The organism is Nostoc spongiaeforme FACHB-130 (assembly GCF_014698475.1).
In the GTDB taxonomy this organism is placed as follows: domain Bacteria; phylum Cyanobacteriota; class Cyanobacteriia; order Cyanobacteriales; family Nostocaceae; genus Nostoc_B; species Nostoc_B spongiaeforme.
The window spans coordinates 16,758-40,806 of the sequence record NZ_JACJTB010000038.1 but is presented as its reverse complement, the minus strand read 5'-3'; the positions used below and the strand labels follow the sequence as shown (position 1 = coordinate 40,806).

The 24,049-nt window shown below is 41.9% G+C and carries 21 protein-coding genes and 2 other RNA genes; 18 read left to right on the top strand and 5 right to left on the bottom strand.

Annotated elements, in window-relative coordinates:
- Both H6G74_RS23055 and H6G74_RS23050 read left to right on the top strand, forming a co-directional pair.
- Nucleotides 1-504, top strand: a complete 504-nt coding sequence (locus H6G74_RS23055) for a DUF4365 domain-containing protein (RefSeq protein WP_190969875.1) — start codon at nucleotides 1-3, stop codon at nucleotides 502-504.
- Complete coding sequence (locus H6G74_RS23050) at nucleotides 501-1,037, top strand: hypothetical protein (RefSeq protein WP_190969874.1); 537 nt, start codon at nucleotides 501-503, stop codon at nucleotides 1,035-1,037. Before H6G74_RS23055 ends, H6G74_RS23050 begins: the two co-directional genes overlap by 4 nt.
- 142 nt (nucleotides 1,038-1,179) lie before the next feature.
- On the opposite strand, the gene dnaN is transcribed toward H6G74_RS23050, so the two are convergent.
- Together dnaN and dnaA are read right to left on the bottom strand one after the other, a co-directional pair.
- On the bottom strand, nucleotides 1,180-2,331 hold the full coding sequence (gene dnaN, locus H6G74_RS23045) for a DNA polymerase III subunit beta (protein WP_190969873.1): 1,152 nt from the start codon (nucleotides 2,329-2,331) through the stop codon (nucleotides 1,180-1,182).
- Between the two features lie 422 nt (nucleotides 2,332-2,753).
- Nucleotides 2,754-4,142 carry a chromosomal replication initiator protein DnaA gene (gene dnaA / locus H6G74_RS23040; protein ID WP_190969872.1) on the bottom strand — a complete coding sequence of 463 codons (1,389 nt, stop codon included), beginning with the start codon at nucleotides 4,140-4,142 and terminating at the stop codon, nucleotides 2,754-2,756.
- A 308-nt stretch (nucleotides 4,143-4,450) separates the two neighbouring features.
- On the opposite strand from dnaA, the gene H6G74_RS23035 reads away from it, so the two are divergent.
- From H6G74_RS23035 to H6G74_RS23005, 7 genes are all read left to right on the top strand, one after another.
- Nucleotides 4,451-5,689, top strand: a complete 1,239-nt coding sequence (locus H6G74_RS23035) for an HhoA/HhoB/HtrA family serine endopeptidase (protein WP_190969871.1) — start codon at nucleotides 4,451-4,453, stop codon at nucleotides 5,687-5,689.
- 165 nt (nucleotides 5,690-5,854) lie between these two features.
- On the top strand, nucleotides 5,855-6,388 hold the full coding sequence (gene def / locus H6G74_RS23030; protein WP_190969870.1) for a peptide deformylase: 534 nt from the start codon (nucleotides 5,855-5,857) through the stop codon (nucleotides 6,386-6,388).
- Between the two features lie 96 nt (nucleotides 6,389-6,484).
- Nucleotides 6,485-7,624: an HMA2 domain-containing protein gene (locus H6G74_RS23025; protein ID WP_190969869.1), complete on the top strand. Its 1,140-nt coding sequence runs from the start codon at nucleotides 6,485-6,487 to the stop codon at nucleotides 7,622-7,624.
- Nucleotides 7,625-7,656: 32 nt separating this feature from the next.
- On the top strand, nucleotides 7,657-8,529 hold the full coding sequence (locus tag H6G74_RS23020) for an HMA2 domain-containing protein (RefSeq protein ID WP_190969868.1): 873 nt from the start codon (nucleotides 7,657-7,659) through the stop codon (nucleotides 8,527-8,529).
- 346 nt (nucleotides 8,530-8,875) lie between these two features.
- Entirely contained in the window at nucleotides 8,876-11,221 is a 2,346-nt protein-coding gene (locus tag H6G74_RS23015) for a heavy metal translocating P-type ATPase (RefSeq protein WP_190969867.1), read from the top strand.
- 70 nt (nucleotides 11,222-11,291) lie between these two features.
- Nucleotides 11,292-11,597, top strand: a complete 306-nt coding sequence (locus H6G74_RS23010) for a DUF5132 domain-containing protein (protein ID WP_190591426.1) — start codon at nucleotides 11,292-11,294, stop codon at nucleotides 11,595-11,597.
- Nucleotides 11,598-11,792: 195 nt separating this feature from the next.
- The gene (locus tag H6G74_RS23005) at nucleotides 11,793-12,392 is read left to right on the top strand and encodes an HMA2 domain-containing protein (RefSeq protein WP_190969866.1); all 600 of its coding nucleotides are present in this window, start codon (nucleotides 11,793-11,795) and stop codon (nucleotides 12,390-12,392) included.
- Nucleotides 12,393-12,718: 326 nt separating this feature from the next.
- Here the strand turns inward: H6G74_RS23005 and H6G74_RS23000 are convergent, their stop codons facing one another.
- Nucleotides 12,719-13,807: a HEAT repeat domain-containing protein gene (locus H6G74_RS23000; protein ID WP_190969865.1), complete on the bottom strand. Its 1,089-nt coding sequence runs from the start codon at nucleotides 13,805-13,807 to the stop codon at nucleotides 12,719-12,721.
- Between the two features lie 231 nt (nucleotides 13,808-14,038).
- Between H6G74_RS23000 and fni the strand changes: the two genes are divergently transcribed.
- From fni to queF, 9 genes are all read left to right on the top strand, one after another.
- Nucleotides 14,039-15,088: a type 2 isopentenyl-diphosphate Delta-isomerase gene (fni, locus tag H6G74_RS22995; protein ID WP_190969864.1), complete on the top strand. Its 1,050-nt coding sequence runs from the start codon at nucleotides 14,039-14,041 to the stop codon at nucleotides 15,086-15,088.
- 164 nt (nucleotides 15,089-15,252) lie between these two features.
- Nucleotides 15,253-17,088 carry a signal peptide peptidase SppA gene (gene sppA, locus H6G74_RS22990; protein WP_190969863.1) on the top strand — a complete coding sequence of 612 codons (1,836 nt, stop codon included), beginning with the start codon at nucleotides 15,253-15,255 and terminating at the stop codon, nucleotides 17,086-17,088.
- A 229-nt stretch (nucleotides 17,089-17,317) separates the two neighbouring features.
- Complete coding sequence (locus tag H6G74_RS22985; RefSeq protein WP_190969862.1) at nucleotides 17,318-17,926, top strand: PEP-CTERM sorting domain-containing protein; 609 nt, start codon at nucleotides 17,318-17,320, stop codon at nucleotides 17,924-17,926.
- Between the two features lie 89 nt (nucleotides 17,927-18,015).
- Nucleotides 18,016-18,282 (top strand): YciI family protein, encoded by a 267-nt coding sequence (locus H6G74_RS22980; protein ID WP_190969899.1) that lies wholly within the window; start codon nucleotides 18,016-18,018, stop codon nucleotides 18,280-18,282.
- Nucleotides 18,283-18,446: 164 nt separating this feature from the next.
- Nucleotides 18,447-18,543: signal recognition particle sRNA small type (gene ffs / locus H6G74_RS22975), an RNA gene on the top strand.
- A gap of 93 nt (nucleotides 18,544-18,636) precedes the next feature.
- Nucleotides 18,637-18,733: signal recognition particle sRNA small type (ffs, locus tag H6G74_RS22970), an RNA gene on the top strand.
- Between the two features lie 25 nt (nucleotides 18,734-18,758).
- On the top strand, nucleotides 18,759-19,142 hold the full coding sequence (locus tag H6G74_RS22965) for a phasin family protein (RefSeq protein WP_190969861.1): 384 nt from the start codon (nucleotides 18,759-18,761) through the stop codon (nucleotides 19,140-19,142).
- 165 nt (nucleotides 19,143-19,307) lie between these two features.
- Nucleotides 19,308-19,703 (top strand): hypothetical protein, encoded by a 396-nt coding sequence (locus tag H6G74_RS22960; RefSeq protein ID WP_190969860.1) that lies wholly within the window; start codon nucleotides 19,308-19,310, stop codon nucleotides 19,701-19,703.
- Between the two features lie 102 nt (nucleotides 19,704-19,805).
- Nucleotides 19,806-20,204, top strand: a complete 399-nt coding sequence (gene queF, locus H6G74_RS22955) for a preQ(1) synthase (RefSeq protein ID WP_190969859.1) — start codon at nucleotides 19,806-19,808, stop codon at nucleotides 20,202-20,204.
- Nucleotides 20,205-20,426: 222 nt separating this feature from the next.
- Here queF and H6G74_RS22950 read toward each other — a convergent pair whose 3' ends face one another.
- Nucleotides 20,427-21,938: a DUF4114 domain-containing protein gene (locus H6G74_RS22950; protein ID WP_190969858.1), complete on the bottom strand. Its 1,512-nt coding sequence runs from the start codon at nucleotides 21,936-21,938 to the stop codon at nucleotides 20,427-20,429.
- A 723-nt stretch (nucleotides 21,939-22,661) separates the two neighbouring features.
- On the bottom strand, nucleotides 22,662-24,047 hold the full coding sequence (locus H6G74_RS22945; protein WP_190969857.1) for a cytochrome c biogenesis protein: 1,386 nt from the start codon (nucleotides 24,045-24,047) through the stop codon (nucleotides 22,662-22,664).
- Between the last annotated feature and the right edge of the window lie 2 nt (nucleotides 24,048-24,049).

Below are 24,049 nucleotides of genomic sequence, written 5' to 3'. Positions count from 1 at the left end.
ATGAGCCTCAGTACCCAAAAAGAAGATTTTAGTTACGCTTATGTGTATGCTGTCACGGCAACTGCTGGCTACTCTCTACAAGCTGCTACACGTAGGTTAGATGATAGCGGCATCGACGCTACAATCACCGTACCAGGAAAACTCAACTCCAAGCGTTTGCCTCGATTTGACGTACAAATTAAATCTACATCCCAAGATATTCTCAAAGAAACATTTATTAAATACAAACTCAGCACTAAAAATTATGACGAACTCAGAGAAGATGACCCCTTTGTGCCACAACTATTAATAGTTGTCTTAGTACCAGAAGTTGTTAGCGACTGGTTATCGCAAACCGAAGAATCTCTTTGTCTCAAACGTTGCGGTTACTGGTTATCGTTGCGTGGACAACCACCAGTTGATAACAAAACTTCCATCACTGTGGAAATTAAGCGCCAAAATATATTTAGTCCCGACGCACTCAAAACCATCATGTCACGCATCGCCGTTGGAGAATTCCTATGACAGCTATTTTCCCGGATGTAGAAAAATTTAAATATATCGACCCCCGACAAGTAGAAGCTTACTTAGTCGCGCATGGTTGGCAGCAACAGCAACGTCAGGGTGATAAAGCTGCTATTTGGACTTTAGACGGTTTTGAAATTTTACTTCCCCTCAAACCAGAAATTATCGATTTTTCCCGTCGTATGGCGGAAGTCGTTGAAACTCTCGCATTGGCAGAAACCAGAACACAACAGTCGGTTTGCGGTGAATTAATTACAAATGCACCCAACACCACTATTCAAGCAGTCGTCACGCACATTGCCACACCCAATGCAGATCATCTCAGTGGCGATATCACTATGTTGGGCATCGTAGTTGATAAACTGCGTCCCATCCAAACTGAATTAGCTGACCGTGACTATATCCTGGCATTAAAAGCTTATCAAGAACGCCTGCCTGTTTACTGTACAGGTGACTTAATCAAGGAAAATGGTAGGTTCATTCTTAAAAATCCCCATCGCTTTAGCCTGGATGAAACTGAAATGATGTTGTGATTTTCTAACGTCATGACCAAAGTAGATTCATTATTTAAGATTACGGGTAAATCCAATAAATCTACGGTCAGCCTTTCAAAACACACCATCAACAGATATTAATGGAAGACAATTGCCCTCCTCCGCCCTCAGCAAAATCTTGTTAACTACGTAGCTGCACCGGCATAGCTAAATAAGTCATCTTCAAGCCTCCCAGGGGTGTAAAAATGACTGGCGTGAGGTTTTGATTGATGTGCATTTGAATTTCTGAAGATGGTAAGGCTTTTAGTCCTTCCATGAGATACTTCACATTAAAAGCAATTTCGATATCTTCGCCAGAGATTTCCGCAGGTATGGACTCTCGACCACTGCCCATTTCTTGCGCCTCACAAGATAAGGTTAATTCTTGGGCAGCATGATCAATGGTGAGTTTAACTATATTATTCTTTTGATCTGCTAGTACAGCAATTCTTTCTAAAGTACTTAAAAATTGTTTGCGGTCAACTGTAACTTGGCGCTCAAATTGGCGGGGAATGAGTTGGCGATAGGCGGGATATTGACCTTCTAAGGTGCGGCTAGTTAGGCGTTGATTTTGCCACTCAAAGATAACTTGACCTTGGTCTAAGTATAAGGCGATCGCATCCTCCGCCGCATGATGCCCCAACATCCTTTCTAGTTCTCGTAAGGCTTTGCTGGGTACTGTGACTTCTAATTGTCCACCACCAGCCAAAGGACTCTCGTTTGTGGTTTCTACTACCGCTAGGCGATGTCCATCAGTCGCGCCAAATTCTAGGGTGTCTTGTTTCACACTCAAATGTACACCTGTGAGAACTTGCTTGGTTTCATCAGCACTGGTAGCAAATAATGAACCCCGCAGTCCTTCAATTAAAGCGGCGGCTGTTAAATTAATTGGTTCTGCATCTTCAATTATGGGGAGTTCGGGAAAATCTTCCGCACTCATGGCGCGTAATTGATAATAGCCGCTTTTGGGTGTGAGGGTGACAATTAAACCTTCACCAGTAGATGCTTCTGAAGCCTCGTCATCTAAGGTGATTTCCCCTTCTGGCAAACGCGAGGTAATATCTACCAAGAGTTTAGCAGGTATGGCGATCGCTCCTCCTTGCCAAACTTCTGCACTAAAGCTAGTACGAATACCTAAACTCAAATCAAAGGCGGTTAAACTGACTTGGTTAGTTTCTGCATCCGCTTGTAAAAGTATATTTGCCAATACAGGATGATTTGGTCGTGAAGGTACAGCACGACTCACAAGGGAAAGATTAGTGCTGAGGTCGCTTTGAGAACAAAGTAATTTCATAGATGAGGAACTAGAGGTTAGAGATTAAAGGTAGGATGAGTATTTTTTACTTTAGTCAATATTCACATTTTCCAGCTATAGCAATCCTAAATGATTTATCAACATCTCTCTCCCTTGTCTACCCCCTCTTCCTTGTCTCCCTTGTCTTTGTTGTTCACGCCCCTAGCCTCTAACCTCTAACCTCTTAATAAACAGTGTCAATATCTGTGGAAAACCTGTGGAAAACTTTTATGGTTTTTCCACAAGGTAATTATACTGGATTGAGTTTTCCACAGCATTATCGGTTTTTTTCCACAGAAAAGAATTATTTTTCCACAGAGAGATTTAATTTTAATCGTTTTTTATACTTAACTTAATATTTGGAATTTATTACTTAACCATTTCGATTAGTAATTAGTTTGCAGGCTGTGGAAAACTCCAGATTAATTCCTTGATGATTTTTGCGAACGACTACTCATATTAATCCGATCGCTTAGTTGACGAAGTGTGTTTCCTAAGTTGCGATCGCTTTCTTTGAGTTGAGTGATTTTCTCACAACTATACAACACAGTTGTATGATCTTTGCCACCAAACTCTTCCCCAATTCTCGGTAAACTCAAATCAGTGTGTTGACGCATTAAATACATCCCGATTTGCCTAGCCCAGCTAATTTCCCGCCGTCGTGAGTTCCCTTTGAGGTCTTCAATTGACAGATCAAAATTCGCCGCCACCGCATTTAAAATAGCCTCTGGAGTCGCAGCCACTTTCTCGCTTGGCGTTTCTAAAACTGGGGTAATATTTTCTACTGTCATCGGCAAACCCCAAATCGAAATATATGCCAAAGCTCTAATCAATGCTCCTTCCAATTCCCGAATATTAGATTTGTAGTTAGTTGCTATATACTCAATTACATCCTTGGGCAAACGAATATTTTCATACTCCGCCTTTTTTTGTAAAATTGCCATTCTTGTTTCTAAATCAGGCGGTTGAATATCAGCTATTAACCCCATAGAAAAGCGTGAAGATAACCTCTCTTGCAGTTGGGGAATTTGGTTTGGTGGACGGTCAGAAGCAATTACAACTTGCTTACCCGCTTCATGTAATGTATTAAAAGTATGGAAAAATTCTTCTTGGGTATATTCTTTACCTTCAATGAACTGAATATCATCCACTAACAGTACATCAGCCGCCCGATAATGTTCTCGGAAACTTTGCATACTATCATTACGGATAGCCGTAATCAAGTCATTGGTGAATTGCTCGGTAGAAACGTAAAATATTTTAGAGTTTGGGCAAATCTCCCAACGATAATGCCCGATCGCTTGCATCAGATGAGTTTTACCTAAACCAACACCACCACATAAAAATAACGGATTAAACTCTCTACCCGGAGATTCTGCAACGGCTAGGGATGCTGCGTGTGCCATGCGGTTATTTGCACCCACGACAAACCGCGAAAACACATATTTGGAATTTAAATCGGCGTTAGTTTGAGTTTTCTGTGTCAGGCTCTCAGACACAAAATTAGAACTAGCAAATTCCTGGATAGTTTCTCGTTGTTCTATAGGCGAAACTTCATTACCTTGGGCGACGGTAATGTAAATTTCTACCGGATACCCCAAAATACTCTGCACGACATTGGCAATAGTATTGATGTAATACTTTTGTAACCAATTGCGAGCAAAGGGGTTGGGCGTAATAATCACTAAACAATTATTCTCGAACCGTTCCGCTTGGGCAGTTTTAATCCAAGTTTCAAAGGTAGGACGGGATAATTCTAGCTGTAGGCGCTCTAGCACCTGAGACCACAGACTGTCAAGAGAAATTTCCATCACATATCACCTTTGCTGCTAACCGCCAGAATAGAAGATATGAGCAAACACCAATTTAGCATCCAGCACTTCTAGTAGTCTGCCAAGAGAACTTTTCGTGGTGGCTGGCTTCGGTGCAGGGAGCAGGGAGCGGAGAGGAAAGATTCTCTCCCTTGCGCCCTGCCCCCTGCACCCCTGCTAGGTCGACACGGCAATGTTCGGTTGGTGAACTACTAGACCTAAGCTAAACTTTGAGTTCTAATCATTTTGGGACTACCCAGTAGGCAATATCCTATCACCCACTGACCAACACGGAGAAGCAAAGACACATGAACACAACAGTGCATAATATTGATAGCTGGGATTGGCTATTGAGCAAAATGGCTAAAAATGTGAAGTTAATGCTGCTCAGTGGGGTAGCAGTGGTGTCCTTGGGGGGCTGTAGCCTTCTACCAGGAAAAACCTTTGAAAATTCTGTCAATCAACCTGGAACTGTCGATAGTAAAACATCTAATTCCGAATCTGCGATCGCACTTTCACCAATTTCATCTGGTGATCCTAATTTTGTTGTTGGCGTGGTGAAAAATGTTGGCGGTGCAGTTGTGCGAATCGACTCCGCTAGAACAATTACATCGCGTGTTCCCGACGAATTTAACGATCCTTTCTTTCGGCGGTATTTCCGGGATTCTCAACCCAGACAGCGAGTTGAACGGGGTAGTGGTTCAGGATTTATCATTAGTTCCTCTGGGCAAATTTTGACTAATTCCCATGTCGTTGACGGTGCTGATAAAGTAACCGTGACGCTGAAAGATGGTAGGACTTTTGATGGTCAAGTATTGGGAGAAGACCCTGTTACAGATGTCGCTGTAATTAAAATCGATGCCAATAACTTGCCAACTGTATCGTTAGGTAATTCGGACGTTTTACAGCCAGGGGAAGCGGTAATTGCCATTGGTAACCCTTTGGGGTTAAACAATACCGTGACATCGGGGATTATTAGTGCAACAGATCGGTCTAGCAGTGATATTGGTGCTAGTGATAAGCGAGTTGACTATCTGCAAACAGACGCAGCGATTAATCCGGGGAATTCTGGCGGCCCGTTGCTGAATGCACGTGGTCAAGTCATTGGGATGAACACAGCAATTCTTCGCAACGCCCAAGGTTTGGGATTTGCCATTCCGATTAACACAGTCCAGAAAATTTCTCAAGAATTAATTACGAAAGGTCGGGTTGATCATCCTTATTTGGGTGTGCAGATGGTGGCACTCACACCAGAAATTAAAGACAGGATAAACGAACGATTTGGCGATCGCATTACTCTGACGACAGATAAAGGTGTATTGTTAGTGCGGATTGTGCCTCGTTCTCCGGCGGCGGCGGCGGGACTCAGGCCAGGAGATGTGATTCAGCAAATTAATAACCAGTCGGTCACTAAACCAGAGGAAGTACAAAGAATTTTGGAGAAAAGTCAAATCGGTAATCCTTTATCCGTACAAATAGAGCGCAACGGACAAATTACCCAACTCACCGTTCGTCCCGCAGCTTTACCTGTACAACGCGAAAACTAGTTAAAGTATGAAGTTCAGGACTTAATATTTTAGGTTAAAAAACTTACACACTAAATATTAGTAAATCTTATGTTTGCAAAAATTGACAATTCTAAATTGTCAATTTTTATTATTTTAGGTAGTTGTTTGATTAATGATCTGCTAATTGACAATGGAGTTTTTGAGATGGCTGACTTATTACCGATTCTTCAGTTAGGCGACCCAGTGATTCGGCAAACAGCCGCTTGGGTTGATAATATTCATGATGAGAAAATTCAAAAATTAATTGATGATTTAATTGCCACAGTTTCCCAAGCAAATGGTGTGGGGATTGCTGCACCGCAGGTTGCTGAAAAGCAGCGTTTATTTATTGTCGCCTCTCGTCCCAATCCCCGGTATCCCAATGCTCCTACAATGGAACCCACAGCTATGATCAACCCTAAGATAGTGTCACATTCAACAGAAATTGTTAAGGGTTGGGAAGGTTGTTTATGTATCCCTGGTATTAGGGGATTAGTACCGAGATATCAGGCTATCGAAGTTGAATATTATGACCGCGACGGACAATTACAAAAGCAGGAATTAACTGACTTTGTAGCGCGAATTTTTCAGCATGAGTATGATCATTTAGATGGAATTGTATTTATAGACCGCGTTGAAAGTACTCACGATATCATCACCGAGCAAGAATACCAAAAACGGGTGATTAACATTACTTAATCTAAAATAAATCTTGAGGATGAGTTCACATACGGAATTTATGAGTTATATTTAACCTATCGTTAACCTTTGAGCCTTGGTGCAACTATCGAGTAAATGACAAAAACTCTCAGTAGTCGCGGAGTAAGTCCGCAAGAGGCTTTGTCTCCTGACTTAATCTCTACTCAGCGTCACAGTGATCAATTACAAGTGAATAGACATACTAGTTTGGCAACTGCAAAGTTAGAGACGCATTTACCAACTGGTGGTTTAGAAATCATCCATGCAACCCACGGTCGCATTCGTATCCGCGCTACTGACGGCAGTTTAAACGCAAGCTTAGAATTAGTATCCCAACATTTACAACAGTACAAAGGAGTCACGGAAGTTACGACAAACGAGCAATTAGGGAGTTTAGTCGTTAACTTTGACGAAAATGATTTGACATTACCTCAAATGTTGGGAATACTAGAAAAACTGAATATTTACCCTTCCCCAAATTCGCCTCAATCAATGAGCAGCAAAGATCCCTTTGCAGTGTGGAAATCTCCAGACTTTTGGATGGAGCAAACTATTTCCTTTATTCCTCTGATGACTGGTTTAGCAGTGACAGGAGGTCTAGGGATTAGTGGATTTGCATCGATTCCAGTCTATATGATTACCGCAGATGCCACACGTCGGGTAATCGACTATCTAGAACCGCAAATTGCTAAGTCAGACAGCAATAGCCAATCTGTAAAACCAAATAACACAACTAGACAACCGAAATTGACACAAGCCGTAACTAAACCTGTTGCTGAACAAGTTAGGCAAGACGTAAAACCGTCAGCCAAGATTGCCTACACTGTAGTTCATCACATTCCGGGCAGAATTAGGTTTAATGTCAGCCGCATTACCCAGGATCAAGCTTATGCTAGAAGACTGGAAAGGTTATTGAAAACCGATGCTTATGTAACTAACGTGCGGATGAATTGTGATGCAGCCTCAATTGCGATCGCATATCATCCAGGTGAAATTGCAGTCAGCCATTGGGTAAAACTAATGGAATTGGCTTTGCAGACTCATCCTGACGTACCTAGTGTTCAAATCGCAGAACCACAACAGCCTGAAAAACAAAATACTCAGCCTGTTGTATCGGCTGATACAACAAAAACATCAGCAGAAAGTAACAATCTAAACATATCGAGTATTTGGGCTGAGATGAAGCCCGCAGCTATGTCTTTTTCTTTAGCCTATATGGCGAACTTTCCGTTGTAGATCGTTCCGTGAAGGAACACAGGAGGATGAAAATGGAGGGTTCTGTATCCTCATCGGCCTCGCAGCCTCCTGGGCATAGCCCCTGGAAAATAGCAGCCAAACCAAACCAAATCGCCCATCAACCATCGGCCAAGGTAGCTTATAGTATTACTGCGGCACTTCCCGGCACAGTCGCATTTTGTGTACCAAAAATTAATGATGATCCCCAATATTTGCAACGCCTACAAGCGTTAATCAAAGAGCAAGAATGGGTGATTAATCAGCAATTTAATCGAGAAGCGGGATCAGTCGTTATTACCTATGAGACAGGGATGATGTCTGACTTTGAAATGCGCTCAAATTTAGCGAGTTTATTGCAGACTGCTGATACAGTTCAAGTAGAAGAGACAGAGAGCAAGGGAGCAGAGGTGCAGGGGAGCAGAGGTGCAGAGGAAGAACAAACTACTCAGCACTCAGCACTCAGTGAGAAGCCGTGTGCGGAGATAACCCCCGTTGAGCAAACTTCGGTGACACACAACTCAGCACTCAGCACTCAAAACTCAGCACTCAAAACTCAGCACTTAAAACTCAGCACTCAGCACTCAGCACTCAGCACTCAAGTAGCCTATAATATCGTTCACGCCATACCTGGACGAATTAGGTTTCATATACCGCAAATATCGCGCGATCGCCAATATGTGCAACGCTTAGAGAACTTGCTCAAAGCAGATCCAGTGGTGACAAGTGAGCGCATCAATAAAGATGCAGCCTCAGTGGTGATCACTTATCAAACTGGAAAACTGCGAGACTCTCAAGAGCGATCGCACAGTGTGGAAGAAGCAGCCAAAACATATTTAATTTGTTTGATTCAATCTGCCAACGAAGCAACGGCAGGTATCGCCGCCAATCCAACCAGCAGAATTTAACAACATCTCGGCAAATTTTTTGTAGTAACTCACCAGTCTTCATTAAGAAGTAAAAAGTAAAAAGTGAAAAGTAAAAAGTAAAAACATAATCCCCATAAATAAATCTAGGCAATGCACTGAGCTTGCCGAAGTGGGCTTCAGACCATTTTTCTGATTCTTTCTTTTGCCTTTTAACTTTTAACTTTTGCCTTATTCAGTGATTGGAGAGAAAAATTCGCTCTCGAATATAAATACCAACTTGGTCGGAATGATTGATAAATCTAGATTCCAATCTAAGAACCCAACTTTGGTATGAAAGCCGACCACCATATAAATCCAGTCTTTCATCATTTTAGCGAGATCAGGAATGACACCATTGACAGCACAACTAGTATCACCCGCAGTTCAAAAATCTTCGGAAATTGAAGTTAAAGAAGAGGTACCTTTGGGTGCGAAAGCTTACGAAACCGTCAGCCCAGTGATTTTAGCCCAACCAATTCACAAGTCTAATGGCAAAGCAACTCTTGCTAACTTCAATAGACGCACTCATCAGCCAGTCTCCAAAGTTGTCTATAGCGTTGTCCATGCAGTTCCCGGAAGAATGCGGTTGCGTATCCCACAGTTGCGTGATAACACCGCATACATGCAACGTCTACAAACCTTGTTGGAGGTTGATCCCCTCATTACCAGCGTCAGAATTAAACCTGCGGCGGCCTCGTTAGTTGTTACCTACAAAGCTAGTCAAGTCAACGATGCGAAAATGCGATCGCGTCTGAGTTGTCTGATTATGACAGCTAATGATGCTAACGTTGTGCTGTTGGATCAGAAAAAGCCTCTAAATCAGAAATCCCAAGAAGATGGTGAAGAAGGCGCTTGGCCAGGTTTGCAACTGTCGATGGTAGCCACTGGACTAGCAGTATTAGGTGGGCCATTGGGGCTATCTGTACCGCCAGTCATGGTGGCTGGAACCATTGCTTTAGCAACATTACCTGTATTTCAACGAGCCATCGTTGGATTAGTAATGCAGCGAAAACTGACAATTGATGTGTTGGACTTCTTGGCAATTGTGATTACCACAGTCCAAGGTCAATTCCTGACACCTGCATTGATGCTGAGTTTAATTGAAATTGGCGAAAATATCCGCGATCGCACTGCCCGTTCTTCTAAAATGCAGACATTAGACTTGCTCAACTCTCTAGGGCAATTTGTCTGGGTAGAACGTGATGGTGAAAAGGTGCAAATCTCCATCAAAGAAGTCAAGAGTGGTGACACGGTAATTGTCTATCCTGGTGAACAAGTCCCAGTAGATGGCAGTATTCTGCGGGGTAAAGCCTTACTAGATGAGCAGAAACTCACTGGCGAATCAGTCCCAGTTTTAAAGACTCAAGGACAACCTGTATTTGCTTCCACATTGGTTAGAGAAGGCAGTATCTATATCTTGGCAGAACGGGTAGGTAACGATACCCGCGCCGGACAAAGCATCAAACTCATGGAAGAAGCCCCCGTCCATGACACGCGGATGGAAAACTGCGCCATCAAAATTGCGGAAAAAGCAGTCCTACCCACCTTATTACTAGGTGCAGGAGTGTTTGCAATTACCCGCAACGCCGCTAGAGCCGCCAGTGTCCTCACCCTGGATTTTGCTACGGGGATCAGAGTCTCTGTACCAACAACAGTCTTGGCAGCTTTGACTTATGCCGCCCGCCACGGTATTCTCATCCGTAGTGGTCGCGCCTTAGAACAACTAGCAGAAGTTGATACCATCGTTTTTGATAAGACTGGTACTTTAACTAAGGGTGAAGTCGCCGTTATTGGTGTTGATAGTTTCAATCCTGAAGTTGACAGCGATAGAGTTTTAGCTATAGCCGCCGCCGCCGAGCAAAGGTTAACACATCCAGTTGCGGAGGCTGTCATTCGTTATGCCGAAACTCAAAAAGTTACGATTCCTAGCCGCAGCAAATGGAATTACAAGCTGGGTTTAGGTGTAGAAGCCGAGATTTATGGCGAGGCTGTTTATGTTGGTAGCGAACGCTTCTTGCGTCAACAAGGCGTAAACATGGAAGCCCTCAACAACGTTAACCGCGTTAATTCTGTGATTTATGTGGCGAGTAATGGGCAACTTCTCGGTAGAATAAGATATAGTGATATTCTGCGTCCTGAAACACGAGAAGTAATTAACCACCTGTTGAGAGTCGAAGGTGTAGAAGTTCACATGCTCACCGGCGACAACCAACGCACAGCTAAAGCCGTAGCGGCAGAACTCGGAATTGCCCCAGCCAATACCCACGCAGAAGCATTCCCCGAACAAAAAGCCGCCGTTGTCCGTGAACTGCACGAACAGGGCAAAACAGTTGCCTTTGTGGGAGATGGAATTAACGACTCCCCAGCTTTAGCATTCGCCGATGTTTCTATATCCTTTGCTCACGGTTCCGAAATTGCTCGTGAGACAGCAGACGTAGTGCTGATGGAAAACGACTTACATGGAATTTTAGAAGCGATCGCCCTCGCACGCAACGCCAAAAAACTCATTCGCCAAAACACCAGTATTGTTGCTATTCCTAATATTGCAGCAATGGCGATCGCAGTGCTATTTGGGCTAAACCCACTAGGTGCAACGGTAGTTAACAATGGTTCAACAATCGTTGCAGGCGTTAACGGCTTGCGTCCAATTCTTAAAAATTCCCCAAAGAAAGCTATACCATCAGCAAGATGAGATCAGACCTTGGGTAGATTAAGCTAGATAGCTTTCTAACAATTTTTCAATTTAACTGGAGATACTAACTATGCCGAAAATTACTGATTTTGTTGAAGATGCTGGCGCTCCTGGAATTATAGCTGGTATCGGTGCAGTTCTACTCGCACCCGTCCTGATTCCTGTTGTTGCTGGAATTGGTAAACCCATTGCTAAAAGCATCATCAAAGGCGGAATTGTCGCTTACGAAAAAAGCAAAGGCGCATTTGCTGAACTAGGTGAAACCTGGGAAGACATCGTAGCTGAAGCCAAAGCCGAACTCGCTGAAGACAGAGAAACCCCATTATTTGAAGCTGCGGCGACCCCAGTGGACAGCGCATCTGATAATGGTGCATAAGCTAGGCTGTGTTTTGGAAAGGATGAAGAATCAAGTTTCAGACTCAATACTTCAAACTTTCCTATTCATCAGATATCGCAGTTATCAATCGTTCGCAAACCAAAAGATACCCGATTTCTTCCAGAAATCGGGTATCTCAGGCAGTGTAATTTTACTAATCAAATAGGATTCAAAGTATTACTCAGGAGGGTGGATGTGTTTACAAATAATCATGGTAATGTCACTATGATGCCTAAAGTTGTGGAGGCAAATACCTTGAACACGCCATCCCAGCCTATCTCGACCAAAATCATCAGCGATACCCCAGGCAGAATACGCTTAAGAATTGCCCCATCTCATCGCCACACCGGGGAAATACAACGCATTGTCAAGATGTTGAACGCTCAACCCAACATCAGTCAGGTAAATACTAATATCCAAAATGGCAGTATTGTCATTCATCACGATCGCAACAATGAAAGCTGGCAAAATGTAGTATCTACACTCAAAGATATTGGCATCATTTTCACCGATGTCACCACCGGCAGCGAAAGCCACTCCGAAGCAGCCGCTACAGTTGCTAATGCGGTTTTTGACTTAAACGAACAAGTCGAAAAATCCACAAATGGCGTAGTTGATTTACGCTTTATCTTTCCTTTGGCACTAGGATGTTTATCGATGAGACAGTTGCTAGTTAAAGGTTTGCAACTAGAAATTATCCCTTGGTATGTTTTGGCATGGTATGCCTTTGATAGTTTCATCAAACTGCATGGAGTCAAAAAACCAGAACCTATTAGTGTGTCTGAGACACAGTAGAAATAAAAAGGAGTCAGAAGACAGAATTCAGAATTCAGAAGACTCCACCCATAAAGAGATGGAGTTTAAATGAGGAAGAAAGTTTTATTTTGATTTCGCCCACGCGGGACGAGGTTTTCCGCAAATATTTATCACTCAGCGATGCACTGAGCTTGCCGTTCGCGTAGCGTCTCCGGCAGGATAAGTGTCATCCAGAATTCATACTGAATACTGAGTTCTGATTCCTGATTTCTGAATTAGACTGTCTCAAAACCCGCGCAGGCGGGTTTAGTTTGTATAGCCCCAGACTTCAGTCTGAGGGCTATTTGTTGAAATTAGATGCGATATTATCTATTCCTGCGTGCTGCTTGCAGAGTATTAATAGCTAAACTCACCCCAGCTTTTTCGTTGTTATAAAAATGGTTTTGTGGGTTTTGTAAAATTTGCTGAATTGTTTGCAACTCATCTATGGCATTCAAGTCAGATGCAGTGAAAAAATTCGCTCTGGATTTTTCTTGAAGATTTGTAACTATTCTTACAACTGCTCTAGCAGCTTTGCTACGCACTGTCCAATCTGGGTCTTGCAAACCTTGGATTAAATAAGGCAAAGTTGCACTAGTATCTGTACTGATACTACCAATAGTCTCCAAAGCTAATGCTCTTACTGATGGTTCGCCGTGTTTTAGGGCTTTCCCAAGATTTGGAAGAATGGGGGTAACTTCAGTACTGATGTTATTTAAGTTTTCCGCAGTCACAAGGCGAGTTTGAGGATCATTCGTATTGCTGAGATTGGAAATTAAGCGAGATACGATAAAAGCAGATTTAGTATTTAACTTCACTAAAGATGTCGCTGCACTAAAGCGCACCGAAAAGTCAGAATCTTGCAGCGCATCAACCAGATAACTGGAAAATTTAGCAGCTTCAATCACCGTAGTTGCGCCATTAGAATCACCAGTATCTTCAGCAACAATATTACCAATGGCTCTAGCTGCACTGCTACGGACAAACCAGTTTGGATCTTGCAGAGTCTTGACTAAGGTTGGTAGAGCATCTTTAACTAACAAACCACCTTTTTGAGACAACACTAAAGCTGCACCACTGCGTACTCGCCAATCAGGGTTTGCTAACGCCAGCTTGAGTTTATCTAATGTTTCACTGCTAAACTCTCTGTCGTTAACATTGCCTAAAGCTGTAACAGTATTCAGTTGTTCTAATAAATCTTCGTTGCTCAAACCTTGGATTAACTGATCAACTCTCTCACTATTGGGAGTCTGTGCCAAAGTTTGATTACTTATGCTACTGACAATTAAAGGTGATACAAAAGTCAACACACTTACGGCTACGCGATGTGCTAACAACCAATTAGGAACTCTAGCCCAGAAGTTGAAATCAATGTGTTTTGCCATAAAATTTACTTCTGTATACACTAATGCCATTTTGTCTCCTCAGTGTCTTATATTACCATTCAAAATCTTGATGGACAAATACATTTAGGACTTACGCACAAAGTTTATCTGTAGTAAGTGGGTGTATGGGTGTGTAAAAGCCATACACTTTTCTCCAGTCTTAAACATTAATGGAAGTTCACCTGTAACCTATCACCTGCTCTAACCTTTTTGTCTAAGCCATAGAATAGTGATGACAACTGCTTTGAGTCATATCTACCAGTGAAAGCCCCTACTAGCAATTTTGAACCAACTCAGTCGCGGAAGGCAGATCATATCCGTATCTGTTTAGAAGAAGACGTTCAATGCCGTGAAATCACCAATGGCTTGGAAAGTTATCGTTTTAGCCATTGTTGTTTACCAGAAATCGATCGCAACGATATCGATATCAGCACCAATTTTTTAGGCAAGTACCTACTAGCACCATTACTCATTTCTTCCATGACTGGCGGAACTGAGGAAGCGGGAATCATTAACCGACGTTTAGCGGAAGTCTGTCAGCACTACAAGTTGGCGATGGGTGTCGGTTCTCAACGGGTAGCTGTAGAAAAACCCCAGGTGGTTGATACTTTTGCGATGCGTAAATATGCACCGGATGTTTTGTTGTTTGCCAATGTAGGCGCTGTGCAACTGAACTACAAGTATGGTTTAGATGAATGTCTGCGAATCATCGATATGCTAGAAGCTGATGCGTTGATTCTGCACATTAATCCTCTGCAAGAGTGCATTCAACCTAGAGGGGATGTGAATTTTCGCGGCTTATTTGACAAAATCGCTAATTTATGCAGTAAGTTAAATGTGCCGGTGATTGCGAAAGAAGTAGGTAATGGTATTTCCGGTGCAATGGCGGAAAAATTGATAGCGGCTGGAGTGAGGACAATTGATGTTGCTGGTGCGGGGGGTACTTCTTGGGCGAAAGTGGAGGGTGAACGAGCAGAAAATGACTTGCAGCGCAGGTTAGGTAGAACATTTGCAGATTGGGGCATCCCAACAGCAGAATGTATTACAAGTGTACGCGCGATCGCACCGGATATTCCCTTAATTGCCTCTGGTGGCTTGCGTCATGGCTTAGATGTTGCCAAAGCGATCGCATTAGGTGCAGATATCGCAGGTTTAGCGATGCCTTTTTTGCAAGCGGCGGTAATTTCAGAAACAGCAATTTCAGAGTTAGTGGAAGTTTTAATGGCCGAAATTGTCACAGTGCTATTTTGTACCGGGAATACTAACTTGCAACAGTTAAAACATTCTGGCAGTTTACAACGCCTAAAATAAAGTCAGGAGTTAAGCGTCAGAGGTAGAATTTAATACGCAGCCCAATTCCAAAAAGAGTTTAGCTGTTGTAGTCAATCACTCACCATCAGTCACATAATTCCTGAACGCTAAAAGTCTCCAGAGTTTTCTGGAGAGACAATCTAAAATCTAAAATTGATAGACTAATGACTAATTTTGTTAAACAAACTGCTGCCAGTGTAATTGGTAGCTTACTAGGGTTATTTATTTTCTTTGGGATTGGGACTACAGGACTATTTTTACTCCTATTTGCGATCGCCGCTACTCAAGAGGTGAGTCCAGTAGTCAAGAATAAGTCTGTTTTAGTGTTTGACTTATCTTTGAATATTACTGATCGAGAACCGACTGCGGGTGAAGAATTACAAAGAACATTATCTGGGAATCCAGAAGACAGAATCACACTCCGCAAAGTTCTAGATGCGATTAACCAAGCCAAACAAGATCCAAAAATTGTCGGTATATATTTAGATGGTAGTAATGCTTCCGGGGGAAATTTAGGCTTTGCTTCCCTGAAAGAAATTCGCAAAGCTTTAGAAGAATTTCGCGCCGCCGGGAAAAAAGTAGTCGCTTACGGTCAAGATTGGGGTAAAAAAGAATATTATCTCAGTTCTGTCGCTGATACCGTAGTTCTCAATCCCTTGGGTGCAATAGAAGTCAACGGTTTGGGTAGCCAACCAATGTTCTTAAGCGGTGCATTGCAAAAGTTTGGTATTGGTGTACAGGTTGTGCGAGTTGGCAAATTTAAAGGCGCTGTTGAACCGTTCATTTTAAACAAACTCAGTCCAGAAAACCGCGAACAAACCCAGAAACTACTGGATGACGTGTGGAGCGAGTGGCGAACTACAGTAGGTACAAGCCGCAAAATTAACCCGCAAAAATTGCAAGCGATCGCTGATAATCAAGCCATAGTCGAAGCACCAGCAGCCAAAACCAATGGTTTAGTCGATCAAGTTGCATACCATGATCAAGTAGTTGCAGACTTGAAAAAACTCACCGATAGCGATCAAAATGAGAAAAATTTCCGCCAAGTTGACATTCTAGAATACTCCCAAGTTATTAATAAATCCCTCAAAGCCGAACAAGCATCAAAAAACCAAATTGCTGTAGTCTATGCCGAAGGCGAAATTGTCGATGGTAGCGGTGATAATGAACAAGTAGGTGGCGATCGCTTTGCTAAAATCTTCAACAAAATCCGCCAAGATAAAAATATCAAAGCCGTCGTTTTAAGAATTAATAGTCCTGGTGGTAGCGCCACAGCCGCCGAAATCATGCAACGGGAAATCCGCTTAACCCATGAAGTGAAACCTGTAGTAGTATCTATGGGTGATGTTGCCGCTTCTGGTGGTTATTGGATTGCTAGTGACTCTAGCCGAATTTTTGCCGAACCAAATACCATCACTGGCTCCATTGGTGTATTTGGTATTTTATTTAATGGGCAAAAACTAGCAAATGATAACGGTATCACTTGGGATGTAGTCAAAACAGCCCGCTATGCTGATGCTCAAACTGTCGCTCGTCCCAAATCACCCCAAGAACTAGCACTGTATCAGCGCAGTGTGAACCGAGTTTACAGTATATTCCTCGATAAAGTTGCCAAAGGACGCAAATTACCAGAACAAAAAGTCGCCGAAATTGCTCAAGGTAGAGTTTGGTCTGGTGTAGCCGCTAAACAAATTGGTTTGGTAGACGAAATTGGTGGACTGAATGCGGCGGTGAAATACGCAGCTGAAAAAGCCAACTTAGGCAACAATTGGCAGTTAAAAGAATATCCCAAAGAAAATAGCCTCAACGAAATTTTATTTGGTAAAGCAGTGGAAGAAGCTAGTACAGCTTTAAAAATACAGGGACAACAACAAGTTAAAGCCACCAACCCTCTCACAGCAGAATTCCAAAAACTGCAACAAGAATTAGAGGTATTTCAAAGCATGAATGATCCTAATGGAGTTTATGCTCGTTTACCGTTTAATTTAAAAATTGAGTAAGTAATTACTATACGGATAAACCAAGTATCTTTGATGTTAAACTGCCATTGGTTGAAGATTCCAATGTCAATTAACCTACAAAGTTTTGATGTGTAGCCACAAGTCTTTCGGGTGAAATATCTGCGTCACTCTCGGCGAAGCTATACAAAAAGCCTCAGCATTAGCCAGGGAATGACTCATCCTTTCGCAGTGCGGCTTGACAGGTACGCATCTACCCCCAACTATCTTTATGAAAAATCTAGCTCTACTGTCTACTACAGCCTTGACTGTTTCGGGATTGGTTTTCGGAACCATGCAAGCTGTCTCTGCTGCTACTTTAAACTGGGAATGGAGTTATTTTGGTTCTGGTATAACAGCACGCGGTAATTTCATTACTAATGACACTCCAGACGATTCTGGTTTTTACGAGATTGTGGAAATCAGTGGCACACGTAATAATGAAACAATTACTGGTTTACAACCTACGGGGACTCCAATTCCGGGCAACGAACCTTTTAACGTGGACAATTTAATTAGTTTGAATAGCCAGCAGTTAACAGGTGACGGTTTTGGTTATTCTACATCATCAGGAAACTATGCTAGTCCGTTTTTTGCTAGTTTTCTGCCCACACCAGGTTATTTAGAGGTCTTTTCAGCACCGCCATTTTTGTTTGGGTTTGAAAATTTGGGGATAGAAGATAGTGAATTACCCGTTGTTTTTTCAGCCAGAATAATCTCTATTCCTGAACATACATCCATTTTGAGCTTACTTGCTGTCGGCACTCTCGGCGTATTGTCAGCACTTAAAAGTCAGCAATCACTACAATTGATTAAACAGAAACACGCAAAAGCTTCGTGATATCGAAATAGAGACGTGGTATGGCAACGTCTCTCAAAAGCTTTACGGTGATGGAAGCTAGTTCTTGCTCCTATGAGGTTAGTAGCAAAATGCCCTGGTTTGTCAAAATAGAGTCAGGAAAAGTCGATAAAACAATTTTTGACCAATATGTACCTGCTCACAAAGCATTCGTACAGGATTTAATTGCCAAAGGACATAAAGCCAAAACAGGCTATTGGGCAAAAATGGGAGGTGGGATGTTGCTGTTTGAAGCAGTTTCGATGGATGAGGCTCAAGCTATTATTGCCCTAGACCCCTTGGTTAAAAACGGTTGTGTTGACTATCAGCTTTACGAGTGGAAAATTGTGGTTGAGTAAGAAACACCGACGAACTTTTAGTGTTCAGGACTTACGCACCAATATTGTCTATGAAGATGGGGTGTAAGGGTGTAAGGGTTTGAGATACATACACCCCTATACCCTCACCAAAATCCTTAATTTTTCGTTTTTATGCGTAAGTCCTAGTGTTATTATTTTCTTGAGGCTCGGATCTATGCGACTAAAACACCTAAACCTTGTCAGAACGTGAAAGTAGCAGCAATCAAGGATGCTTGTAGTAGGCGTAGTCTCCGGGCTGACCTGTTTTTGGGTCTGTGTTAACTACCAGCTTGACGAAAAAAAATGTGGTTGAGTAGGACACACTTACGAACTTTTAGTGTTATTATTTCATTAGACCTGGATCTATGCGACTGCAACGCCTAAACTTTGTCAGAACCGGAAGGTAGCAGCAATACGGGATGCTTGTAGTAGGCGTAGTCTCCGGGTCGCCCTATTTTTAGGAGCGATCAGCAGCAATGCCCGGTTTTGGAGATATTGTACAAAAAGCTTTTTACCTCGGTGTTGGCTTGGCTTCTTACGCAGGTGAGAAAGCTGGAGGAAAAGTAGCCGAATTGCGATCGCAAGTCCAAAAACTGGCAGATGAAATGGTGGCGCGGGGCGAAATGAACACAGAAGAAGCCCGCCGCTTCGTTGAGGATATGATGAAGCAAGCGCAACAGCCACAAACACCCACTGCTGATCCTACTGAAAAAACAACTCCTTCTGAACCTCGTCGCATCGAAATCCTAGAGGAAGATGAAGAGCCAACTGTAAAAGAGACCTCAACGGAAAATGTGGATGACTTGCGTAGCCAAGTGCTAAAACTGCAAGAAGAATTAAAAAGACTGCAACGCGATTAATAAACGGCAGTTTGTTTTTACTTTCAGCATCAGCAGCAAATAGTACTACAACTCAGAATATTACCCAATAAGTTGATAACATACATTGCCTAGAATGTATTTATGTACTTCAATTGGGGTGGTTACTAGCATCCTAATTTTATAGCCAGTAAGAGCGTCAATTTTATGGAAGAGTGGCAAAAAGATTTAATGGGAATCGTAGAAACAGTGGCAGAGGAAGTCGAACGCTTCTTTCAAGGAATGAATGATATGGTTGATAGCTTTTTTGACCTCACAGAAGAATTGACTGAGCAAGTACAAAATAACATTGCTGCTGACGTAGAACAATACTTACAAGAAATATCTGCACCCTTCCTAGAAATGTATTGGGAACTAGAAGATGTAGTTGCAGATGCAGATCCGGGGTTTCCCTACTCAGTGGAACCCACACCAGAACAAAATCCTGCTTGTGTAGGTTGTACTAACTATCACGGTCAAGTTTATGGTGGTAACTTGCTAGTTTGCGCTATGCACCCCCACGGTTGGGATGATCAAAACTGTCCTGACTGGGAACAAGAGTAAAAATAAGGCAAAAGGTAAAAGTCAAAAATCAAAGAATTTTTATCTTAATCAGCTTTTCGCCTATTATTGTTGAGGCGACAGATGACCAAGGATAATTGACCCATGACCCAGGAAGCATCAGAAGTAAAGTATGGCGAACGCAACATTGCGGAAGGTAGTTTAATTACCTTTCCCAATCCGCGATTAGGTAGGCGATATGATATCAACATTACTTTACCGGAATTTACCTGTAAATGTCCGTTTTCTGGCTATCCAGACTTTGCCACAATTTATATTACATACATACCAGATGAACGGGTAGTAGAATTAAAAGCCCTGAAGCTTTACATTAACAGTTACCGTGATCGCTATATCTCCCATGAAGAATCTGCCAACCAAATTTTAGATGACATGGTTGCAGCTTGTGATCCGCTAGAAATTACTGTTAAAGCCGATTTTGCCCCTAGAGGTAACGTGCATACAGTTATTGAAGTACGCCATCAAAAAGCATCAGCGAATTAATCGCTAATGCTTATACCTAGTTGCAGTTAAAGATAGTAGCCTGGGATGGGAGTAGGGAATGGGGAGTAGGAATACTATTCCTGAAAGCAACTTAGTATTAAACAACAGGAAAAATTAAGGTTTTAGGGTAGGGTAAAGAGGTATCAGTGTTCAAAACCCTACATCCTTAAAACCATTACACCCATTCTCCACAGACAACCTTGATGCGTCAGTTCTAAACTATTAACGACGACGGCGACGCAATTTCAGCATTCCCAATGCGCCTAAGCCCAAAATGGGGAGTGTAGCGGAAGGTTCTGGTACAGCAGAGGCTTTGAGATTGTCTTTACCAAAGTCAACAACAAAAATTGTATCGTTGTAATCTTTATCGCCACCATTGCGTAAATCTTCAAAACCCATCATCAGATAATTGCCAATTTTCCAACCCATTAAGTGTTGTAATCCATCAGGGTTCAGAGTTGGGTCTGCACCATAAATATCACCATTTTGTGGTTTCGCGCTATAACCATCAGCTTTGAGTAAGAAATTCAGCTGCGTACCAGCCTTAAAACTACCCACATCTACAAAATCACCGATATCTAAAACACCATCTTTCTCGCCTTTTTCGCACTTATTCTTGGTGCTGTTGCAAGAAACATTTTCAAATATCATACCGTTATCGTATTTGTCACCCCGAATGGATTCATAGGCTAACTGGTTTTTATAAGCAGCGCCTTCGTTCAGGAACCAAACACGTACATTGTGCTTTTGTTTCAAAAATAGTTGAGAAAAGTCTACTTTCTGTGCTTTGACTTTATCTGCGGGAATCGCCACACCTTCTTTTTGTACTAAAGCTTGAAACTGGGGCAGTATAGATAAGAAATTTTTATCTTCTGATCTATCTTTGATAGTGAGTCGCTTCATTGTACTCCAGTCACTAGCCTTTTTGGCGGCTTCTTGTGCCTCGACGGAATACTTAGCTGCATTGTCTGCTTCTAATTTGGCTTGATTTCTTGCATCTTCAGCATCTTTAACCTGCTTGTCTGCATTTGCAGTGACAGTTTGCACTTGTTGACTAGCTTGATTTCTAGCTTGTTCAGATGTGGTGCGCTTACTTGTTGCGTCATTCAGCTTACTATTTGCAGAGTTATATTTACTTGTTGCATCATTTAGCTTGGTAGTTGCATTAGTAAACTGAGTTTTTGCACCATTCAACTTGGTATTTGCCGTATTAAAGCTTGTAGTAGCGTTGTTTACAGCTTGTTGTGCTGAATCTTTTTGAGACTGAGTTTGAGCAGATGCTAGGGCAGATTTAGCATCAGTTAAAGTCTTATTAGCAGCATCATAAACTGTTTTGGCATCAGTTAAAGTCTTATTAGCAGCATCATAAACTGTTTTGGCATCAGTTAAAGTCTTATTAGCGGTATCATACGCCGCTTTGGCAGAAATAAAATCTGCATCTGCTTTTTGAAATGTTTGTTCAGCAGAATTTAATACCTTGATGGCATCTTGTTTAGTTTTGGTTGCGACTTGTGTGGTTTTTGTTAGTGCAGCTTCGGCTTTGTTGAGCGCATCTGCACTGTCTTTTGCCTTTTTGGCAGCTATTGGAGCCTCCTTAATGGCTTGTTGAATGGTAACTACTTTTTTAGATGTAGTATTGGTAGTTGTTGCACCTGCTGAACCCATAATGGAAAGTGAGTAAGTTAAAGTAGCAGCAGCAATCATTCCAAAGCGGATTCTGTTCATGTTTGCCATAAATTATTGATACGCAATTAACTAAGTTTTGATTTCTTTTAATCAAGTAATGAAATCTCAATCATTCACTTGATTACCGTTGGAAAACACTGGTTGTATCGGAGCTACTTTTTTTCGGGTAACTACTTTGTATCCCATTCAGATTTTTAACGTCTATAGTTAAAAGTTGTTTTTGCCAAGTCTTTATAACGAAATATCAATCGAGCGAACAAAGATGAGAATTTGAGGCTGATTGTTATCTGGTAACAAATGTTAGTGAGCCAAAACTGGTAAAAATACAGATAATGTGAGAGGAAAGCCTTGAGGAAATGCCCTTCGTCTCGGTAGTGATCAAATTACTATATAAATTAATCGATATTATAATAAGTAAAACTCTATAAATCTAATGCCTGTAATACTGGATTTATAAAGTATGCTTAAAATTCAGGCGTAACTTAGTTTCTCTAACAATCGTTTTTGCTAAGATACAAGAGTCAAAATACAAAATATTTTTGATGATTATCTGAATAACAATAAGTTTAGTCTATATAAAAGCATCAAAAAATAGAATTAGCTGTAATTCTCAGTAATAAATAATATTTCTCTGCACACTAAAAAATATAAAAGCTGAATAATTACAGTGAAGATACAGAGAAAATCACTATATTTATTCAGCCTTCATAATTTATGTAAGTGTTGATTTTAGTGGAGAGATTCTAAATAAAGAGGGTCAAGAGTTAAACTCTAACTCACTGCTACTGTTGACTGCGAATTTAGTCCATTTAAAATCTCTAAGACTTCTTTTTCAAACGCAACTTGAGCGCGATTAGTTTTACCACCCACATACAAGCGATCGCCTTTTTGTAATGCCCAAATTTGCGAATGAGAGAAGTAACTCATTACCACACCCGCCATCAAAATGGCAAAACCACCATAAACAATGGGGATGCCAGGGTCAGATTTGATTTGTAAGCCAGTACTACCAATCACTTCTAAGATTTTGAGTTTCGTACCGTTGACATCGGCCGCCATCCCAGCCCGTACGGTTGTAATTAACTGACCTTTGCTGTCATAAATTAACATCATGCCTTGCAAGTCTTTGGCAATTAAAGACACACCCTCACTCAAATCGGGTTTGGTAGGTATCCAAGTCCCCCACATTCTTCCCTGCTGCGGACTGGTATTTAACGCCGCCATTGGTAATTGAAACACCGGACTGTTATTAAATTGGAACCGGACACCAGAAATTCCCCAATCGGCTTGATAGAAGGTTACACCACGATAACGCAGAGGTTGGTTAACGAAAATTGTCTTGCGGTCAACTTCTTTACCGTCATCATCTAAAACAGACATATCAGAATAAAATTGGTCAATACTGCCAGAGGGTGTGTATTCAATCCAAAACCGATTTACCCGCACTGACCAATCTTTTAAGTGTTTGGTATTTGCCCAAGGGCCAGCATTGATGATATTTCCTACCTGAAAGCGATCGCCACTAGGAATTTTTTCTTGGGCGGTAAATCCAGTCATGGAACCCCAAATGCCGCCTAACAGAATCATCACAATCCCAATGTGTACAATAATTGGGCCGATACGTCCAATTATGCCTTTACGAGCGTAGAGAATATTGTCTTTGTCTTGAAAAATTTTATAACGACGGTTTTGCAATAAGGGAGCGAGGGAATCTAAAGAAGCAGTATCTAATTCTGCACTTAAAGCTAATTTTTGGAATTGTCGGGGTTCTTCGTAATATTTCCAACGTTGGGCAGCTTTTAAGGCTGGTAACTGTCTGGTGAAAGTACAAGCAGTTAAACTGCTACCAAACAAGATGAGTAACGCGCTAAACCACCAAGTATGATAAACATGATTTAAACCAACTATTAAGATGACCTTCCAGGTTAGGAAACCAAACAAAGCTGGATGTTCTGGGTAGTTAGTGCGATAGAAACTGGCTGACTGGTCTTGTTCTATTACCGTGCCACTAACGCTGAATAAGGCAATGATTAATAATAAGGCGATCGCTAATCGTAAGTCTGTCAGTACAGGCAAAACCTCCTGACGCACAAATCGCCAAGGTGCTAACCACCAACTTGATGTTGTGGATGTGGACGCTGAATTATCTAAAGTCATGG

Bases quoted from the DNA above. Each gene is read 5' to 3' on its own strand.
- H6G74_RS22980 (WP_190969899.1), top strand. From the start codon at position 18,016: ATGCCCTGGTTTGTCAAAATAGAGTCAGGAAAAGTCGATAAAACAATT.
- H6G74_RS23050 (WP_190969874.1), top strand. From the start codon at position 501: ATGACAGCTATTTTCCCGGATGTAGAAAAATTTAAATATATCGACCCC.
- H6G74_RS22960 (WP_190969860.1), top strand. From the start codon at position 19,308: ATGGAAGAGTGGCAAAAAGATTTAATGGGAATCGTAGAAACAGTGGCA.
- def (WP_190969870.1), top strand. From the start codon at position 5,855: ATGGCTGACTTATTACCGATTCTTCAGTTAGGCGACCCAGTGATTCGG.
- H6G74_RS23000 (WP_190969865.1), bottom strand. From the start codon at position 13,807: ATGGCATTAGTGTATACAGAAGTAAATTTTATGGCAAAACACATTGAT.
- H6G74_RS23010 (WP_190591426.1), top strand. From the start codon at position 11,292: ATGCCGAAAATTACTGATTTTGTTGAAGATGCTGGCGCTCCTGGAATT.
- queF (WP_190969859.1), top strand. From the start codon at position 19,806: ATGACCCAGGAAGCATCAGAAGTAAAGTATGGCGAACGCAACATTGCG.
- H6G74_RS23015 (WP_190969867.1), top strand. From the start codon at position 8,876: ATGACACCATTGACAGCACAACTAGTATCACCCGCAGTTCAAAAATCT.
- H6G74_RS23025 (WP_190969869.1), top strand. From the start codon at position 6,485: ATGACAAAAACTCTCAGTAGTCGCGGAGTAAGTCCGCAAGAGGCTTTG.
- dnaN (WP_190969873.1), bottom strand. From the start codon at position 2,331: ATGAAATTACTTTGTTCTCAAAGCGACCTCAGCACTAATCTTTCCCTT.
- H6G74_RS23035 (WP_190969871.1), top strand. From the start codon at position 4,451: ATGAACACAACAGTGCATAATATTGATAGCTGGGATTGGCTATTGAGC.
- H6G74_RS22985 (WP_190969862.1), top strand. From the start codon at position 17,318: ATGAAAAATCTAGCTCTACTGTCTACTACAGCCTTGACTGTTTCGGGA.
- sppA (WP_190969863.1), top strand. From the start codon at position 15,253: ATGACTAATTTTGTTAAACAAACTGCTGCCAGTGTAATTGGTAGCTTA.
- H6G74_RS22965 (WP_190969861.1), top strand. From the start codon at position 18,759: ATGCCCGGTTTTGGAGATATTGTACAAAAAGCTTTTTACCTCGGTGTT.
- H6G74_RS23055 (WP_190969875.1), top strand. From the start codon at position 1: ATGAGCCTCAGTACCCAAAAAGAAGATTTTAGTTACGCTTATGTGTAT.
- dnaA (WP_190969872.1), bottom strand. From the start codon at position 4,142: ATGGAAATTTCTCTTGACAGTCTGTGGTCTCAGGTGCTAGAGCGCCTA.
- H6G74_RS22950 (WP_190969858.1), bottom strand. From the start codon at position 21,938: ATGGCAAACATGAACAGAATCCGCTTTGGAATGATTGCTGCTGCTACT.
- H6G74_RS22945 (WP_190969857.1), bottom strand. From the start codon at position 24,047: ATGACTTTAGATAATTCAGCGTCCACATCCACAACATCAAGTTGGTGG.
- H6G74_RS23020 (WP_190969868.1), top strand. From the start codon at position 7,657: ATGGAGGGTTCTGTATCCTCATCGGCCTCGCAGCCTCCTGGGCATAGC.